Here is an 18,206-nt window from a genome sequence, read left to right on the forward strand (position 1 = left end):
ACCAATACTTAAAGAATAATAATCAGAATTTGCTTATCAAAAGGGTAGAAGTTAAGAAACAGATTAAGAAAATAATTTTTTCTAAAGTCAAAAGCTTTATTGATAAGGATTTCAGCCACCAATGCTGACTACCTTGATTGCGCTGTCAAAGTTAGCAGATAGAAAAACCATTTATCAAGCATTTCACAGCAAATGGTGGAATTTTTCATCAATCGTTGCGATACCCCAAAGTGAGCAATAAAGCTTATCTCAAACCCTTATATATTCAGCTTTGCGCTAGGCACGAAAATTCGTTGCTTAGTTATTTCTTACTTCTACTCAATTGTCTAAAATTAGCCATATCGCTTCACAAGGAATGGAGAATCGACATCTAAAAGCCAATTCTCATCAATAAATTCTAGATTTTCATCATAAACAAAAACTAATTCACCAACTTTTTGAGCATTGCTACTTGCAGTTTTCACACGATCAACAGCATCAGCTATGAGCAAAAACTTTAGTTGTAAAAAACGTTCCTTGTGAGTAACGCCTATTGAACTGCTAACTAATTCGGCTTCTAGGGTACGAGGTAACGTAATTTTCTCATAATATTCATCTTGTTCATCCCAATAGCCACACACTTTATAATCACACCGATCAAGATGTTCTTGAACAATAAGAGTAGCATCTAAACTTTGTAATATTTCAGTTAAATCTTGCCAAACTTGATGATTTTTTAATTCGAGCCTTGTCATAGTTATGTGAGTTTAATGTTCTGTTACAAAACAGGGAAGTGCAATATAATTCAAATGTTTACAATTTGATAAGTTAGATTATAAATAAGTAGAAAGTACACTGTTGGGGCAGTAATTTATCAGTAAGCTGGGAAAGAATTAACCGAAATGGACAATTATGACAATTTCTTGCGGGGGCTAAAAGAACGCATACGCAACGCCCAGGTACGAGCGGCATTATCTATTAACCGCGAATTGATATTGCTTTATTGGCAAATTGGACGAGATATTCTTCTTCGACAACAACAACAGGGATGGGGAACAAAAGTTATTGAGCGTCTTGCCAGGGATTTAAAAGAAGCCTTCCCGGAGATGAAAGGATTCTCAGCACGTAACCTGAAGTATATGCGGGCTTTCGCGGAAGCTTACCCAGATGAACAAATTGTGCAACAGCTTGTTGCACTAATTCCTTGGGGGCATAATGTCCGTATTTTGGATACTATCAAAGATACTTCAGCAAAGCTATGGTATGTACAAAAAACCTTAGAAAATGGTTGGAGTCGCAATATTTTAACTCTACAAATTGACAATAGACTTTTTGAGCGTCAGGGAAAAGCTGTCAATAACTTTGATGCTATATTACCCTCTCCTCAATCAGACATTGCTAGAGAGACTTTAAAAGACCCTTACATTTTTGATTTTTTAACTTTAGGAGAAGCAGCACAAGAACGAGAAATAGAAAAAGAGCTTGTTAAACATATTACCCAATTCCTTTTAGAATTAGGTATAGGATTTGCCTTTGTTGGACAGCAATATAATTTAAAAGTTGGAAATGAAGATTTTTATATAGACCTGCTTTTTTATCATGTAAAATTACATTGTTTTGTAGTAATTGAACTAAAAACAGGTAAATTCAAACCTGAGTACGCAGGAAAAATCAATTTTTATCTTTCGGCTGTAGATGATTTACTTAAATCTCCTCTAGATAGTCCTTCAATTGGTTTAATTTTGTGTGCAAGTAAGGATAATATTATTGCTGAATATGCGCTGCGTGATGTCAATAAACCAATTGGTATTGCTGAATGGCAAACTAAACTTACTAAATCACTGCCCAAAGAGTTACAAACAAATTTACCAACTATTGAGCAGTTGGAAGCAGAATTGGAGAATTTGTCTGTAGAAGTAGGTAATGAAGAAAAGGAGTAATAGTGTAAGTTAATCTACAATGCTTGCTCGAATATCTTTTAAAGTCATCATTAGTGTAAATGGTTCTATTGGTGATACTTGAAACGGAAATCGTCATATCGTGCCGCAAGCCCCAGACTCATTAATCCGAAAAGTATAGTGGATTTTGCCTGGATGCTGTTCGCGGCATCGTAATGAAACTACTTCTAAATCTTTATCAACAAAATATTCTCCGCTATCTGGTTCAACTGCAACAAAGCAGTTGTAGTGAGTTTCAATTAATTCTGATTTTACTCGCTCAAAAATAGGTTTACAACGTTGGTAAAAAGCCTCGCGTTCGGCTTCATATCGTGCTTTTTGTTCTTCATTCCACTGAATTTCAGGGAATATTCGTCCCCTGCGTGCGGTACGAGTGGGTTTGGTTTCAGTCATGGCTGATTATATTCGGAATCGCAATACTTATATTTTCTCTCATCCACACATCACGGATTAAATTCGATGAAAAAAGCCTCGCCTTCGGGGGTGTAGTTCCTCCTCTGGAGACACTTGCGTGGGCGGGTTTTCCGACTTGAGCAAAGTGTCGTCCTCCTGCATCACTCTTGTGTGCGATCGCGTTCTTGCTTTTCTGCTTCCAGAATCGCTAATAAAAGGGCTTCTTCCTGAATTTCAAACTCTTCTTCAGGAATTTCTCCCATATCAAAAGCAAGTTGAAGTGCTAGAAGCTGCTTGCTGAGATTTTCTTTATCATCAATTTCAGTACTTGCTTGTTCTAAAATTTTTTCCCCAAGCCACGTTACCCCCATTAATGGGCCGGTAATCGGTAATAGTAAAAAGCGCAGAACCATATCACTTTACACTTGTGTGGTTTTATTAAAGCTGTCTCACAAGACCGTAATCATGCTGATGACATAAATACTAAACATTACTAGTCTTATGTTGATGCCAAAATCCTTTGGATTTGAATCCAGTTAAAGCTTATTGACATCCGTATTTTATATATCCGATGTGCAAAAAATTACTTTTACATAAAATTACTATTGAGGAGGTACTTAGAGCTTGACAACAGTATTAAATGCATCTCCCCAGCGATTTGTCAATACCCCTGCTGTTCAACGCGTCGCTCAACGTGCTTTGCGCTATCTACAGTCAGGTTTTTCAGTACATTTACGTGGCCCGGCCGGAGTCGGAAAAACTACTCTAGCAATGCATCTAGCTGATTTGCTCAATCAGCCTATCATCCTCTTATTTGGAGATGATGAGTTTAAAACCTCAGACTTGATTGGCAATCAATTAGGTTACACCCGCAAAAAGGTTGTTGATAACTTCATCCACAGCGTTGTTAAAGTTGAGGATGAACTGCGGCAACACTGGGTTGACGCACGATTAACCCTAGCTTGTAAAGAAGGATTTACGCTGGTTTACGACGAATTTAATCGATCGCACCCGGAGGTAAATAACGTTTTACTTTCCGTACTTGAGGAAAGGCTATTAGTATTGCCAACAAACCAGCATCGAGCCGAGTATATCCGGGTTCATCCCCAGTTTCGCGCAATCTTAACATCAAATCCTCAAGAGTATTGTGGAGTCCATGCAACTCAGGATGCTTTGATGGATCGTGTTATTACCATCGATATGCCTCCACCTGATGAACTAACTCAGCAGGAGATTGTAATTCAGAAAACAGGCATAGATTCCGAGAAAGCAGACAAAATCGTGCGCTTAGTGCGGATGTTTTGGAGTCGCTCTAGCTCTGGACAAGGCGGCGGCTTACGTTCCTGTCTGATGATTGCTAGAATCTGCCACGAACACGAAATTTCTGTAAACTTTGAAGAGCCTAACTTCCAAGATATTTGTGCTGATATCCTGCTTTCTCGCACAAATCAACCTCGTATGGAAGCAACTCGGCTACTGGAAGAGGTTTTGCGTGAATTGTATCGTGGTACAAATACTCAATCTCAGTCAGCAGAAGAGATAATATCAGACAGTCAAAATCAGATTGTATTGGAACAACGAGTACCTTACGAGCATGAAGTCTATAACTACCTGTGCAAGTCTCCAGGAAAGCGTTTCTCTGATTTGGCAGCAGAATTAGGGATCGATCGCAGTCAAATTGTAGCTGCACTCAAGTCTCTCAAAGAGCAAGGAGTATTATTGCAAATGCAGGGTAATACTGAACTGCCGAACATATCACAAGTGGCTTTTGATTCAGGCCATTTAATAAACAAATGAGTACTCATACTAACCGGGGAGTTATTACAGCAACTCAAGGTTCTACCTTGGCAGATATTCTCGAACGGGTTTTAGATAAAGGCATTGTGATCGCAGGAGATATTTCTGTTTCCGTCGGCTCCACAGAACTGCTCAACATCCGAATTCGTTTGTTGATTTCTTCTGTTGATAAAGCCAAAGAGATTGGAATTAACTGGTGGGAGAGCGACCCCTATCTTAATAGTCAAGCTCGTTCCTTATTAACAACTAATCAACAACTTCAAGAGCGTGTTGCCAGTCTAGAAACAGAACTGCGATCGCTCAAAGCACTCAATCCTATTAATCATCAGAATGCAGGCGATTAGCAAATCAAAAGGTTCCGATTCCGGTTTAGCACCGTTATTACTGACGGTTGTGGAACTGATACGCCAACTCATGGAAGCTCAGGTGATTCGGCGCATGGATGCTGGCACTCTCAACGACTCTGAGTTAGATCGGGCTGCCGAAAGCCTGCAAAAGCTTGAACAGCAGGTTGTTCAGCTTTGCGAGATATTTGATATTGACCCAGCCGAGCTAAATATTAACTTGGGTGAAATAGGAACTTTACTTCCCCAATCTGGAGGATATTACCCTGGCGAAACCTCTAGTCAACCTTCTATTCTAGAACTCCTCGATCGCCTATTAAATACAGGTGTGGTAGTTGAAGGTGACTTGGACTTAGGACTAGCTCAATTAAACTTAGTTCATGCCAAGTTAAGATTAGTACTCACTTCTAAACCTTTGTAACTTTTTTATCTACATTCTTATTGGTAATACATTCTTATGAGTTATGGCTTTTACATTTACGGAATTTTAACCTTACCTGCTCCGCAAGATTTAAATTTAGAAGGGTTAGATCGTCAACCCGTACAAATTAAAATTTTGGATGGTTTTGCAGTAATCTACTCGGAAGCACAGCAAGAGCGTTATTTAGCAAGCCGTCGTAACCTGCTAAGTCATGAAAAAGTCCTTGAGGAAATCATGCAAGCAGGCGATGTCTACGACGGGCTACGCCAACGCAATTTACTGCCCGTGCAATTTGGACTTTTGGTTGCAAGTTGGGAAACGTTTTCACAACAATTAATTCGTCCTCATCAAGAAGAATTGACCCAGTTGCTAGCAAAATTATCCGGTCGCCGAGAAGTTAGCGTTAAAGTTTTTTGGGATACCGAGGCAGAAATTAAGGGATTATTAGCAGAAAATCCAGATATCAAAACCGAAAGGGATAAGCTAGCGGGTCAACCTCTGAATATAGAGCAGGTGATTCAAATAGGACAAGCCATCGAACAGGGAATGAGCGATCGCAAACAAGGCATCATCAATTTATTTCAAGGCACGCTCAACTCCATTGCGATCGATGTAGTGGAAAATAATCCCCAAATGGACACAATGATTTACAACGCAGCCTACCTAATTCCTTGGGAAGCAGAATCACAATTTAGCGAACAGGTTGAAGCACTCGATCGCCAATTTGAAGAACGTTTGCGAATTCGCTACAACAACTTTACTGCCCCCTTTAACTTTGCTCGTCTGCGATTATTCAGTTCCAACTAAACAGCAATAAAAATTGAAAATCAAAAGACCTCTTGCACCAATCAGATTATGACTACTAAACAGCTAATTTCTCTCGAACTCTCTGCGCCTCTGCGTCTCTGCGTGAGATAAAAAATTCTTGTTTTCCAACATTCGTGCAAGAAGCCTATTGAAATTAAATTTTTCTCTATCTTTTATTTAAGTAAAATCAATGGACGACATATTTAAAGGATTTGAACAACTACTAGAAATTGCCAAAGCTTTAGAAGAAAAAGCAGAGAAAGGCGAGTTAAAAACTTCTATTCAAATTCGCTCTCATAATCTCAGTAGTATTCCCCGACAAGGCAATATTCCGAGAAAAACTAGTTCCAGCCGAGTCCAATCCAATTCCAGCGATGCAGCGACACCAATGGATGATGCTGAAGTCACCCCCCCATCACCTCGGACAAACTCAAAAACTTCTTGGCAAGATGTCGGCGGCTTAGGTGATGTTCTTAAAGAAATCAGAGAGTTAGTTGAAATCCCACTGAAACGTCCAGATTTATTAGCGAAATTAGGGTTAGAGCCTCCGCGTGGAGTTTTGCTAGTTGGCCCCCCCGGAACCGGAAAAACTTTAACAGCCCGCGTTTTGGCAGAAGAGTTAGAGTTAAACTACATTGCCATCAATGGCCCAGAGGTGATGAGCAAGTATTACGGGGAAGCAGAAGCTCGTTTGCGAAGCATTTTTGAGAAAGCAACTCGTTCTGCTCCCTGTCTGATATTTATTGATGAAATTGACAGCCTCGCCCCAGATCGCAGCCAAGTAGAAGGAGAAGTTGAAAAAAGACTAGTGGCGCAGTTGCTTGGGTTAATGGATGGGTTTGCCAAAACCGAGGGCGTACTCGTACTAGCAGCAACAAATCGTCCCGATTACCTCGATCCGGCGCTGCGTCGTCCGGGACGTTTCGATCGCGAAGTTCATTTTCGCGTTCCCGATCGCAATGGACGATTGGAAATTCTCACAATTTTAACAAGTGCCATGCCCTTGGAGACTGCGGTTGATTTAGGAGCGATCGCCGATTTAGCTGTCGGTTTTGTCGGTGCGGATATCAAAGCACTTTGTCAAAAAGCAGCCTACATTGCCCTGCGTCGTCAAGTCCCTTCGCTCAACAGTGCCATTCCTGAGAACATGACTGTTATGCAGCAGGATTTTCTCGAAGCAATTAAGGAGATAAAACCCTCAGTTCTCAGGTCTGTAGCAGTGGAAGCACCGAATGTCAGTTGGGATGACATTGGTGGTTTGGATGATGTGAAACAAAAACTTCAAGAATCTGTAGAGGGCGCACTCCTCTATCCCGAACTATACGAGCAAACCAGAGCCAAGCCTCCCCGTGGGATTCTGTTGTGGGGACCGCCGGGAACCGGAAAAACATTACTGGCAAAAGCGATCGCTTCCCAAGCTAGAGCCAACTTTATTGCTGTGAATGGCCCGGAATTACTCAGCCGATGGGTAGGAGCCGCAGAACAAGCAGTTAGAGAACTCTTTGGTAAAGCTCGGCAAGCAGCACCTTGCGTTGTGTTTGTAGATGAAATTGATACTCTGGCACCAGCACGGGGCAAATTCAGTGGTGATTCTGGAGTTAGCGATCGCGTTGTCGGTCAACTGCTCACCGAATTGGATGGGTTGCATGAATGCCCGAAAGTCCTTTTAGTAGGAGCAACCAATCGTCCAGAAACCCTCGATCCTGCCTTGCTCAGAGCCGGAAGACTAGACTTACAAATCAAAATCGATCTACCAGATCGAGCCAGCCGATTAGCGATTTTACAAGTTCACAATCTAGATCGTCCCTTAGTTGATGTCGATTTAGAAACATGGGCGACAGTTACCGAGGGTTGGAATGGCGCAGACTTAGCTTTGTTGAGCAATCAAGCTGCTTTAAGCGCAATTCGTCGATACCGCGCACAAGGATTGAGCGACTCCAGCTTGATTCAGATTACAAATGATGATTTTCAAGTTACATATCAGATGCTTGCTAATCAGCATCAATCTGAATAGTGATTCATCGCATTGAAGGCTTATAGATCCCCGACTTCTTTAAGAAGTCGGGGATCTGAACACCCCTAACCCATCGAAAATTTATGTCAATATACGCCTATGCTCTTCTAGTACCGATCGCATCACCGCTTATCCTACCTTTAGGGATGGAAAGGAATACCGAACTCGTTTACTCTTCTGGTTTAGCCGCGATCGTAGAGCCGGAAATCTCGCTGGAAGCATTACAAGCAACCGATGAGCGTTTACTTCAATCTGTATTAACCCACGATCGCGTGATTCGAGAACTTTTTCAACAAACTCCCCTTCTTCCCTTACGCTTTGGCAGCGGTTTTACCTCGCAAGAAAAACTGCTGAATCATCTAGAACAGCACCAAGAGCAATATCTAGAAACCCTAACTCAGCTAAGAGACAAAGTTGAGTACACTTTAAAATTGACACCCAGTTGTTTGCTTGACGACTCTGACACTATTGATGCTAGGGGAAAAGCCTATTTATTAGCGAAAAAACAACGCTACCAAACACAGCAAGCATTTCAAGCACAACAATGCCAACAGTGGGAACTCTTGCACCAGCTAATTCTCAAAACATATACGAATGTTATCTGTGAAACTCGACAGCAAGATGTGCGGCAAATCCACTTTTTGGCACAGCGCAACGATTCAACGCTCAGTACACAGCAGTTTTCCCTCTGGCAAGTACAATGCTCGCACTGGCAATTGGCACTCAGCGAACCTCTGCCACCCTATCATTTTCTAAAAAATACTCTCATATAAATTCATAAAAAATAATAATTATAACTTTCCCAGAAAAAATAAAGACGGGCTGATTTTTTCTTGAATTTTTTTCTAAAAAATATTGTTAACTTTTTAGTATTTTTTTATTTTATTATATTTATCTCCGATTTTTGGGAACACTAAACTCAGGAAGAATAAAACACATTGTGTAAGTTTTACCTATTGCTCAATCAGAGCAAGATGAAATAAATAATTAGAGTTGTGAGAGGGAAAGAAAATGGCTGTTGAAAAAGTTAACTCATCTTCAAGTCTGGCTGAAGTTATTGACCGCATTTTAGACAAAGGAATTGTAGTTGATGCTTGGGTACGTGTTTCTTTAGTTGGTATTGAATTACTAGCAGTCGAAGCTCGCATTGTAATTGCTTCAGTTGAAACTTACTTAAGATATGCAGAAGCTGTTGGTTTAACATCTCAGGCTGCTGTTCCATCTGCTGCTTAATATCACATTAGAAAAAGGGAGTCTTAATTTATGGCTCCCATTTAATTTTTCTAGTTAACAAAATAGGAGATTTCAGCTGATGGCTCTCAAGAATTTATGGGAACAAGAGCGACAAGAGCGATTGCAAATAACTGCTGAACGCCGTCAAAAAATTAACCAGTGGAAACAGTTAACTCAACAAGAATTGCAGCTGCAAGCAGATTTGCTTCATCAAGAATTGAGCAATTTTGTTACCAGCCTTCACAACAATAGAAAGTTACAACAGCAGCAATTTCAGCAAGAGATTGTAGAGCGCCAATTAGAAATATTGCAAATAAAAACAGATGTCTGCCAACGCCAACAACAATACCGCCAACAGCGGGCAGCAAAGGCTCAGGCATTATTCCAAGATTTGCAAAATTTCCGGGCAATTTTACATAAAAATGTTTGGGGCGATAGCACTCACAAACAAGTAGTTGCCCCGCCTCCTGCTAAAACAGAGAAATTAGTGCCAACGGTTCCAAAATGGTCAATTTCCCGTTCTGGAATTAAAGCTACTGGTTTTCGTCCTTCCGTCAATACCATGACTAGAAAAGTGCCTACATCGAATGCAGATACTAAATCTAAAGTGCAGCAATATATTCAGCAAGCCCAAGGAGCTACTCTAACAGAAATTGAAGAGGCGATCGGCTTAACCAGGGTGCAAACGATAGATATCCTGCGCTCCTTAATCAAGCAAGGGATACTAGAACAACGCGATCGCCAATACTTTATTCGGCAACAAGCAATTTCTTGACAAACTGGATTCAAGCTCATTTTTTGTAATTGCAGACTAGCTGCTCTTGCGATCGCTTGTGGCTTTTGCCTGAAGTCAGCATAGTACGCAATCGATAAGCATTAAAGCTGGTCTATGCTTTGTAATATTCAACATTTCCATCTTTTTAAGGTCTGTATTGACAAGCAATTGTCTCAGTATATGTAACATTGCAAAAGTAATATAGATAACTTTTTTCTAATTAAAAAAAGCGCTTAAATCTTTGTTAGAGGTTCCGGCTTTGAACTTTCAAAATGTCCGGATTGGAAAGGGATATAACAAGCTGGGGTAGCTCAATTAAAGTTTTGAACTGTGCTATTGGCGATCGCACGATGAGGTTAGTAAGCTTGATTGTTTGAGAAATTCTAATCTAAATGCAAAACTCAAGATATATAAGGAGGTGCGATCCATTGTGAATCAATTGATCGAGCAACTTCAAACTAAATTATTCACAGGTAGGCTGAATCTTGAAGCAAGGGGCGGGCCGACTTGGACGCTATATTTTCGTTTAGGACGATTAATTTGGCAGGGTGGCGGTTCTAATGCCGATGAGCGATGGCGACGGCACTTGTCGCAATACTGTCCTAATCTGGATGTGGCAAAGTTGGAGGGGCTTGTCTCTCCCCAAGAAAGTTATCGCGAGTATTGCATTCTGAGTAAATTGCGAGAACAAAAATTAATCGAACAACAACAACTTGTTAGCCTGATTACAAGCTTAATAGCTGAAGTCCTGTTTGATATAATCCAGTACGTTGAAGCCAAAAGAAATGGCAACAATCCAGCAGGGCAGCTGTCACCTACTACCGTTGTTGGTGCAGTTCCTGGGTTTCTCCTAGCTGTACTACCAACAGAGGAAGTCTTAAAACAAGCTACACAAGCCTGGCAAGAATGGCGAGATGCAGGATTGGCAAGTTACTCGTCTAATTTATATCCTGTCATTGACAAACTTGAACTACTCCAAGGACAAGCATCCGCTAAACAGATTATTTCTCTAGTTGATGGCACAAAAACTTTACGAGGTCTAGGGCAAAAAACCAATCGGGATGTCTTAGCTTTGACCCGGTTTTTGATGCCATTAGTAAAAGCAGGAGCGATCGCTTTTTCACCCACTCCAAGCCCCAGAAAGGTTGCAATTCAAGAAACTGGCAACCCCTCCAGTGCAGTTAATAATCCCAATTCTTCACCCAAGAGTGAAGAAAACACTGTTATACAAGTTGCGCCCCCAGCTACTAGCAAACAAATTGTCACGTCTAGTACAGTTAATCATCCCAATTCTTCCCAGAAGACAGAAGAGAACACTGTTATACAAGTTGCTCTCCCAGCGACTAGCAAACAAATTGTCAGTCCGTCTAGTGCAGTTAATCATCCCAATTCTTCCCGGAAGATAGAAGAGAACACTGTTATACAAGTTGCTCCCCCAGCAGCTAACAAAGCAATTATTGATGTCTCAAGACCTTTAGTAGCCTGTGTGGATGATAGTCCGACGATCTGTCGCAGTTTGGAGGAAATTCTCACCCATCAAAATTATCGCTTTGTTGGCATTCAAGACTCTTTGACGGCAGTTTTAAAGCTAATTAAAAGCAAGCCCGACTTCATTTTTTTGGATCTTTTGATGCCAAAAGTGAATGGCTATGAAATTTGTTCTCAAATCCGTAAAACTCCAAGTCTTAAAGATGTGCCAGTCGTCATCTTAACGGGGAAAGATGGAATAGTAGATCGGATGCGAACAAAATTAGTAGGCGCGACTGACTTTTTGGGTAAACCCGTAGAGGCAGACAAAGTACTTAATATGCTGCACAAGTATTTAAGCGTTTAGGTTAGATAAATCCGAATTTCAATCTCTTTCTCTATGCCTGGAGCGTCTGGGCGCGAGACAAAAAAAGTCTCCTGCCTCCTACCCTCTGCCTTATTTTCAAATTCTGAATTAAATAGTTAGGAATAAAAATGAAAAAAGTTCTTTTAGTTGAAGATAGCCTCACAGAATCCGAAAAGATGACGCGTTACCTCGAGCAAGGAGGATATTCAGTTTATGAAGTTCGCAGTGGTGAAGAGGCTCAACTGCGTTTGAAACAACAAAAACCTGACTTGATTCTACTGGATTTGATTTTGCCAGGCCAAAGTGGATTTGAGTTCTGCCGCAAGTTGAAAGCCGATCCGACAACAAAAGCAATCCCAGTAGTGATTTGCTCAACTAAAAACACAGATGTTGATAGAACTTGGGGGACTATGAGTGGAGCCGATGCCTATTTAGTCAAACCTGTAGATGAAAATACCTTGCTCCAGACTGTTAGTAAATTTATTCGCTAAAGGAAACTGAGGCAATGGTACAGGGCAACGATCGCTTTAAAGAGCTACCCATTAATAGCCAATTTCGACTTGAAAACTCTTCCCAAGGAAACAACCAGAGGTTTTTAAGATTTCCCTTGAATGGAAAGGTGAATGGTTTACTCCCACTAGCTGATTTGCGGGGAGTAATTCAGGTTGCGCTGACCGAGATTTTGCCAGTACCCCAGGTAGCAGAATTCTTGTTAGGCATTATGAATTGGCGGGGAGAAGCTATCTGGATTCTTGATTTAGCAGGTTTGTTGGGAGCAACACATTGGTGTCGGCGAGAAAGTGTGCGTAACTCTGGCATGGCGATGCTCGTTCAAGTCCAGAATCAAACCGTCGGGCTGTTGGTGGAGCAAGTCAATACCATTGAAGTTTATGACCCCCAAGAGCGGTTAGCGATTTCGACATCGATGTTACCTGCTCGACTAGGCTCGTTCTTACAGGGTTACTTTGTGGATTCTCAAGGTAGCCCTTTGATGTTAATTGACACCCATATTGTGATTCAAGCCCTTCAGCCTATTTAACACTAGACCTCTTGCAAAAATAGTTTTGCACTCTTGGGGGAAGGGGGAAAGGGGAAGGGGAAAAGGTAAAAACCTCGCCCCGCACTTCGGGCCTCTACGCTAACGTGGGCGACTTGTTCATTCCTTTTCCCTTTAACCTTTTCCCTCTTTCTTATCCCTTTTCCCGACTCCTGCAAGAAGTCTACTCTGCATTCTACTTTTTAACTCCGACAACCTTCATAGCAAGAAAGATTATGGTAATGCATACACCCAGCCAACCACACTCAAATTCCGGCAACGGTTATAAGGACACCGATAACGGGCATACCGACGATCTAAGAGCAAAACAGCAAATCACCTCCACTCTAGAAGAATTGCGGACTGAACTGGATCAAGCTGATTGGGTGGAAACAGGGCCATTGCGAGACAGAATCCGCAAGTTAAAAGAACTGGTAAGTGTGTTGCCATATCAAAACGGAGGAAACGGAGGAGATGGATTCGAGGTAGAGCAATTACAGGCGATCGCCAGCAAAATCCGCCAATTTTCCGATCTAGATACCTTGCTTGCTACTGCTGTCATGGAGGTACAAAACGCCCTGCAAGCCGATCGCGTGGTGGTGTATGAGTTTACGAATCCGACGCTGGGGATAGTTGCTGCGGAGGCGATGAGGGATGGCTTTACGCCAATGCTGAAGGAAAAACTGCCCGCCGTTACTTTTGGGTTAGGTTCTACCAAACTTTATCAACAAGACAAATTAGTAGCGATCGCGGATACTCATACTGCAAGCTTGTCTCCTTACCAAAAGCAGCTTGTAGATCGGTTTCAGGTCAGAGCTTGTTTGAGCTTGCCAATCTTAGCGAAAGATGGGGTTTGGGGTTTATTGGTAGTGCAGCAATGCGCTGCACCTCGCCAGTGGCAGAATGCGGAAATTAAGTCACTAAAATTACTCGCGCAGGAATTAGAAGCACAACTGCAAGTTGCCGCGATTCAAGCTACATTGCAACAAGAAGTAGAAAAAGACCAAATCCTTACCGATGTAGCAAGTAAAATTCTCCAGTCCAAAGATGTGGATACCATCTTTCGCATTGCCACCCAAGAAGTGCGACAGTCATTAAAATGCGATCGCGTGGCCATCTATCGTTTCCAGCCAGATTGGAGTGGGGAATTTGTGGCTGAATCTGTTGGATCTGAGTGGGTTTCTTTGTTACAAGAACAGCGAAACAACCCGACAATTGTCAAAAACGTTAACTATTGCAGTGTGAGGAACTTTGCAGACGAAGGGGGATTAGTTGGGACAACAGGGCGATCGCACGATAGCTACATTCAGCACACCCAAGGCAAAACTTTCCATCGCGGACAGATTTATCGAGTCACTAATGATATCTACAGTGCTGGTTTTTCTGACTGCTATATCAAAATTTTAGAAAGCTATCAAGCCAAAGCATACATTATTGTTGCCATCTTCCAGGGCGAACAATTGTGGGGCTTGCTTGCTGCTTATCAAAATTCCCACTCTCGTCAGTGGAGAGATAGTGAAGTGCGACTGATGGTGCAGGTGGCATCTTTGTCTAGCATTGCTATTCAACAGTTGCAATATCAGCAACAACTTTATCAACGCTCTGAAGAGTCAGCCAAACTTGTCGAACGAGAACGTACTGTTTTCGGCATCATTGAAAAGATTGGACAAGCAACGGAACTTCGTACCCTTTTCCGCACTACCACCCAAGAATTGCGGCGATTTTTAAAATGCGATCGCGCGATCGTTTATCAATTTTATCCAGACTGGAGTGGAGAAGTTATCGCTGAATCTGTGGCTGCTGGTTGGTCGTCCCTGTTGGATATTCAGGAACAAGAAAGCATTTTAAAAACAGGCATGGTAACTTCAGAGCGTTGCCATGTGAAGGAGTATGGCTCCCCTGGGAAACTCGATCCCGATACATATCTTAAGGAAACGCAGGGTGGAATCTACGCCAAAGAAAGGCGCTTCCGCAAAATCAATGATATTTATGCTGCTGGTTTTTCACCTTGCTATGTAGAAGCATTAGAAAAATTCCAAGCCAAAGCGTACATCATTGTTCCCATTTTCCGCGCTGGTAAGCTTTGGGGTTTGTTAGCAGCCTATCAAAATTCTGATGTTCGCAAATGGACTGAAGAAGAGACTGGTGCTTTGTTGCAGATCGGCGAATCCTTGAGCATTGCTCTTCAGCAAGCTGAATATATCGAACAGCTACGGCTAAAAAATCTAGAAATGACCCAAGTAGCTGAAGTAGAAAACGCGATCGCGCGGATGGCGGAGAGAATGCGTCAGTCCCAACAGCTAGAAACGCTCTACCGCACCACCTTGGCAGAATTGCGGCAGTTGTTCAAATGCGATCGCCTGGCAATATATCGCTTCAACTCTGACTGGAGTGGTGAATTTATTGCCGAATCTGTAGGAAGTGATTGGATACCTCTAATTGGCTCCGATGTCAAGACCATCTGGCAAGATGAATACCTACAGCAAACCCAAGGCGGGCGCTATCGCAACAATGAAACCCTTGCCGTCAATGACATTTACACTTCTGGTCATACCCAGTGCTACATTGACCTACTGGAGCAGTATCAGGTTAAAGCTTACACCATCGCCCCGATTTTTACTGGAAACAAACTTTGGGGTTGGTTAGGAGCCTATCAGAATAGCGGGCCGCGACAGTGGAATTCTGACGAGGTGCGATTACTGAGCAAATTGGGCATTCAGTTGGGTTTAAGCGTGCAGCAAGCCGAGTATATCGAACAACTGAAAACCAAGAATGCAGAGTTGGCCAGAACAGCAGAAGAAGAACAAGTGCTGACAGGGATGGTAGAAAAAATCCGTCAGGCACAGGATACAGATACAATTTTTCGGAATTTGCTGCCAAGTTTACGCAAACAACTACAGTGCGATCGCCTAGCAGTATTTCGTTTTCATCCCGACTGGAGTGTAGAGTTTGTTGCCGAATCCGTAAAAGATCAATGGTTATCTTTAGCTGGTTCTGAAATCAAAACGATTTGGATGGACGATCACTTGCAAGAAACTCAAGGCGGACGCTATCGCAATCATGAAACCTTTGTGGTCAATGATATTTACGCTATCGGTCACGTTCAGTGCTACCTAGAGATATTAGAAAAAATCCAGGCCAAAGCTTACACAATCGCGCCTATCTTTACTGGCAGCAAACTCTGGGGCTTTTTAGGAGCATACCAAAATACTGGCCCCCGACACTGGAAGCCCAAAGATGTGCAACTGTTGAAAAAACTAGCCGTGCAAATGGGTATAGGCTTGCAACAAGTTGAGTATATCGAACAGCTCAAGAAGAAGAATGCAGAGTTAGCACGAACCGCAGAAGGCGAACGAGCCTTAACAAGGCTGGCAGAAAAAATCCGCCAAGTTCAAGAGCTAGATACGATTTTCCGCAATGCCTTACCAGAATTGCGATCGCACCTGGAATGCGATCGGCTGGCGGTGTATCGCTTCAATCCAGATTGGGGTGGGGAATTTATTTCCGAATCCGTAAGTCGTGAATGGGTGGCTTTGGTTGGCCCCGATATCAGGACTATATGGGAAGACGAACACCTACAACAAACCCAAGGTGGACGCTATCGCCACAACGAGACGTTTACGATCGATGACATTTATACTTCTGGTCATGCCCAGTGCCACATAAAAATTCTAGAGCAATTCCAGATTAGAGCTTATATTATCACCCCGATTATTGCTGGAAACAAGCTCTGGGGTTTGTTAGGAGCATATCAGAATGACGGACCGCGGCATTGGCAAGATAATGAAATTAACTTGGTAGCGAAAATCGGTACGCAGTTTGGGGTTGCCGTCCAGCAATCGCAATACTTACAACAAACCTTAAACAAGAATGAGGAACTGACAAAACTGGCAGAACGGGAAGTAGCAAACGCCCGATTTTCCTATCGCCTGCCAAGTCGGTTAACAGAGATGGCTCAAACTCATGGTGATGTTCTGGAATTTGTCCAGTTTGCCACCCACGAACTTCGTCAACTGCTGAAAGTAGATCGAGTTGGGGTTTACCGTTTTGAGCCTGATTGGTCTGGAGAATTTGTAGTTGAGTCTGTAACCGGGGATTGGCCTAAGCTTGTGGGAACTAGCCTAGCCAGAGTTAGAGATACCTTTCTCCAATACAACAAAGGCGGGCGTTATGCCCGCAAAGAAAGCTTGCGGGTTGACAATATATATAGTGTCGGTCATGACGAATGCCACATTCAATTGTTAGAAACCTGGGGAACTAAAGCCTACATGATTGCGCCGATTTTTCAAGAAGATCGGCTCTGGGGGCTGATGGGAGTTTATCAAAATAGCACCCCGCGCCAGTGGGAGCAATCAGAGGAAGATGTTCTCAACCAAGCCAGCGTACAGATTGGTATTGCCCTGAATCTGGCAGAATACTTAAAACAGGTGCGTACTCAAGAGCAGCAACTAGCAGAAGCAGCAGAGCGCGAACGCACTGCACGGGAAAAACTGCAACAAGGAGCAGTACGCGTTCTCATGGCTTTGGAACCATCCTTCAGAGGCGATCTCACCGTTCGCGCTCCCTTATCTGAAGATGAAATTGGGACGATCGCTGATGGTTACAACACTACGATCCAAAGTTTGCGAGATTTAGTGCGACAAGTGCAGATTGCTGCCAGCAAGGTGAGTGAAAATTCCAGCAATAACACTACCTCAGTAGTACAACTATCTGACCAAGCTCAACAGCAGGCACAACGGCTCGAACGCGCTTTGGAACAATTACAAATGATGGTAGCTTCCACCCAGGTAGTTGCTGTTGATGCCCAAAGAGTAGGACAGGCGGTGCAAGAAGCTAATAGAACCGTCCAAGCTGGCGATTCGCTGATGGAAAGAACCGTAGATGGCATTTTGGAGATTCGGGAAACCGTCTCCGAAACAGCGAAGAAGATTAAACGCCTCGGTGAAGCTTCTCAGAAAATCTCGAAAGTAGTGAGTTTGATTGAAAACTTTGCTACTCAAACTAATTTGCTGGCTCTGAATGCGGCGATTGAGGCTACCCGCGCCGGAGAGTACGGTAAAGGCTTTGCGGTGGTTGCAGATGAAGTTCGTTCCCTGGCTTATCAGTCAGCGAGTGCCACCACAGAAATTGAGCGACTCGTGCAAGAAATTCAAAGTGGAACCAACGAAGTTACCGAAGCAATGGAAGTAGGGATTACCCAAGTCGTCCAAGGCTCGAACTTGATTGATGAGACTCGTCATTCCCTAATTGCGATCGTGGCAGCTACCAACGAAATTGGCGGACTGGTGCAAGGAATTACTCAAGCAGTTTCCACTCAAAGTCAGCAATCTCAGATGTTGACAGAAGCGATGATGGATGTATCGGCGATCGCCCGCAAGACTTCGCAAAGTGCCATTCACATTTCCGAGTCTTTTGAGGAACTACGGATGACTTCACAACAACTGGAAACCAGCGTTAGCCAGTTCAAAGTTGACTAATAGTTCGCCAAGGAAACTTGGTGGGGTAAAGGGCAAGGGGGAAAGGGAAAAGATGTTTACTCCTTTAACCTTTAACCTTTCCCCTTTTCCCAGCCCTCACCTAACAATTTTGGGTTGGCAGACTACTAATCTCGCAAA

16 protein-coding genes are annotated in these 18,206 nt (G+C 42.8%); 13 read left to right on the top strand and 3 right to left on the bottom strand.

Going from position 1 to position 18,206, the window contains the following annotated elements:
* Positions 1-332: 332 nt before the first annotated feature.
* Positions 333-734 carry a hypothetical protein gene (locus NSTC731_RS07305; protein ID WP_445630235.1) on the bottom strand — a complete coding sequence of 134 codons (402 nt, stop codon included), beginning with the start codon at positions 732-734 and terminating at the stop codon, positions 333-335.
* Between the two features lie 147 nt (positions 735-881).
* Here NSTC731_RS07305 and NSTC731_RS07310 point away from each other — a divergent pair, with 147 nt between their 5' ends.
* Complete coding sequence (locus NSTC731_RS07310; RefSeq protein WP_445630236.1) at positions 882-1,919, top strand: PDDEXK nuclease domain-containing protein; 1,038 nt, start codon at positions 882-884, stop codon at positions 1,917-1,919.
* A gap of 93 nt (positions 1,920-2,012) precedes the next feature.
* Here the strand turns inward: NSTC731_RS07310 and NSTC731_RS07315 are convergent, their stop codons facing one another.
* Together NSTC731_RS07315 and NSTC731_RS07320 are read right to left on the bottom strand one after the other, a co-directional pair.
* A complete protein-coding gene (locus NSTC731_RS07315) occupies positions 2,013-2,330 on the bottom strand; it encodes a hypothetical protein (protein WP_445630237.1) in 318 nt (105 codons plus the stop codon).
* A gap of 161 nt (positions 2,331-2,491) precedes the next feature.
* Positions 2,492-2,743 (bottom strand): gas vesicle protein GvpG, encoded by a 252-nt coding sequence (locus NSTC731_RS07320; RefSeq protein ID WP_099068605.1) that lies wholly within the window; start codon positions 2,741-2,743, stop codon positions 2,492-2,494.
* A 211-nt stretch (positions 2,744-2,954) separates the two neighbouring features.
* Here NSTC731_RS07320 and gvpN point away from each other — a divergent pair, with 211 nt between their 5' ends.
* The 12 genes from gvpN (at position 2,955) to NSTC731_RS07380 (ending at position 18,068) form a co-directional block, all read left to right on the top strand.
* Positions 2,955-4,127, top strand: a complete 1,173-nt coding sequence (gene gvpN / locus NSTC731_RS07325) for a gas vesicle protein GvpN (protein WP_445630238.1) — start codon at positions 2,955-2,957, stop codon at positions 4,125-4,127.
* Positions 4,124-4,471, top strand: a complete 348-nt coding sequence (locus NSTC731_RS07330; RefSeq protein WP_445630239.1) for a gas vesicle protein — start codon at positions 4,124-4,126, stop codon at positions 4,469-4,471. Before gvpN ends, NSTC731_RS07330 begins: the two co-directional genes overlap by 4 nt.
* Positions 4,458-4,892, top strand: coding sequence for a gas vesicle protein K (locus NSTC731_RS07335; RefSeq protein ID WP_445630240.1), 435 nt, complete (start codon positions 4,458-4,460; stop codon positions 4,890-4,892). Before NSTC731_RS07330 ends, NSTC731_RS07335 begins: the two co-directional genes overlap by 14 nt.
* A gap of 36 nt (positions 4,893-4,928) precedes the next feature.
* Entirely contained in the window at positions 4,929-5,699 is a 771-nt protein-coding gene (gene gvpF / locus NSTC731_RS07340; protein ID WP_445630241.1) for a gas vesicle protein GvpF, read from the top strand.
* 190 nt (positions 5,700-5,889) lie between these two features.
* A complete protein-coding gene (locus NSTC731_RS07345) occupies positions 5,890-7,713 on the top strand; it encodes an AAA family ATPase (RefSeq protein WP_445630242.1) in 1,824 nt (607 codons plus the stop codon).
* An 83-nt stretch (positions 7,714-7,796) separates the two neighbouring features.
* On the top strand, positions 7,797-8,486 hold the full coding sequence (locus NSTC731_RS07350) for a GvpL/GvpF family gas vesicle protein (RefSeq protein WP_445630243.1): 690 nt from the start codon (positions 7,797-7,799) through the stop codon (positions 8,484-8,486).
* A gap of 238 nt (positions 8,487-8,724) precedes the next feature.
* A complete protein-coding gene (gvpA, locus tag NSTC731_RS07355) occupies positions 8,725-8,946 on the top strand; it encodes a gas vesicle structural protein GvpA (protein ID WP_086756007.1) in 222 nt (73 codons plus the stop codon).
* 79 nt (positions 8,947-9,025) lie between these two features.
* Positions 9,026-9,721, top strand: a complete 696-nt coding sequence (locus NSTC731_RS07360; RefSeq protein ID WP_445630244.1) for a gas vesicle protein GvpC — start codon at positions 9,026-9,028, stop codon at positions 9,719-9,721.
* Positions 9,722-10,151: 430 nt separating this feature from the next.
* Positions 10,152-11,555 (top strand): response regulator, encoded by a 1,404-nt coding sequence (locus NSTC731_RS07365; RefSeq protein ID WP_445630245.1) that lies wholly within the window; start codon positions 10,152-10,154, stop codon positions 11,553-11,555.
* Between the two features lie 128 nt (positions 11,556-11,683).
* Positions 11,684-12,046 (top strand): response regulator transcription factor, encoded by a 363-nt coding sequence (locus NSTC731_RS07370; protein WP_445630246.1) that lies wholly within the window; start codon positions 11,684-11,686, stop codon positions 12,044-12,046.
* 14 nt (positions 12,047-12,060) lie between these two features.
* Positions 12,061-12,594 carry a chemotaxis protein CheW gene (locus tag NSTC731_RS07375; protein ID WP_445630247.1) on the top strand — a complete coding sequence of 178 codons (534 nt, stop codon included), beginning with the start codon at positions 12,061-12,063 and terminating at the stop codon, positions 12,592-12,594.
* 239 nt (positions 12,595-12,833) lie between these two features.
* Entirely contained in the window at positions 12,834-18,068 is a 5,235-nt protein-coding gene (locus tag NSTC731_RS07380) for a GAF domain-containing protein (RefSeq protein ID WP_445630248.1), read from the top strand.
* Positions 18,069-18,206 lie beyond the last annotated feature (138 nt).

The organism is Nostoc sp. DSM 114167, assembly GCF_052692655.1.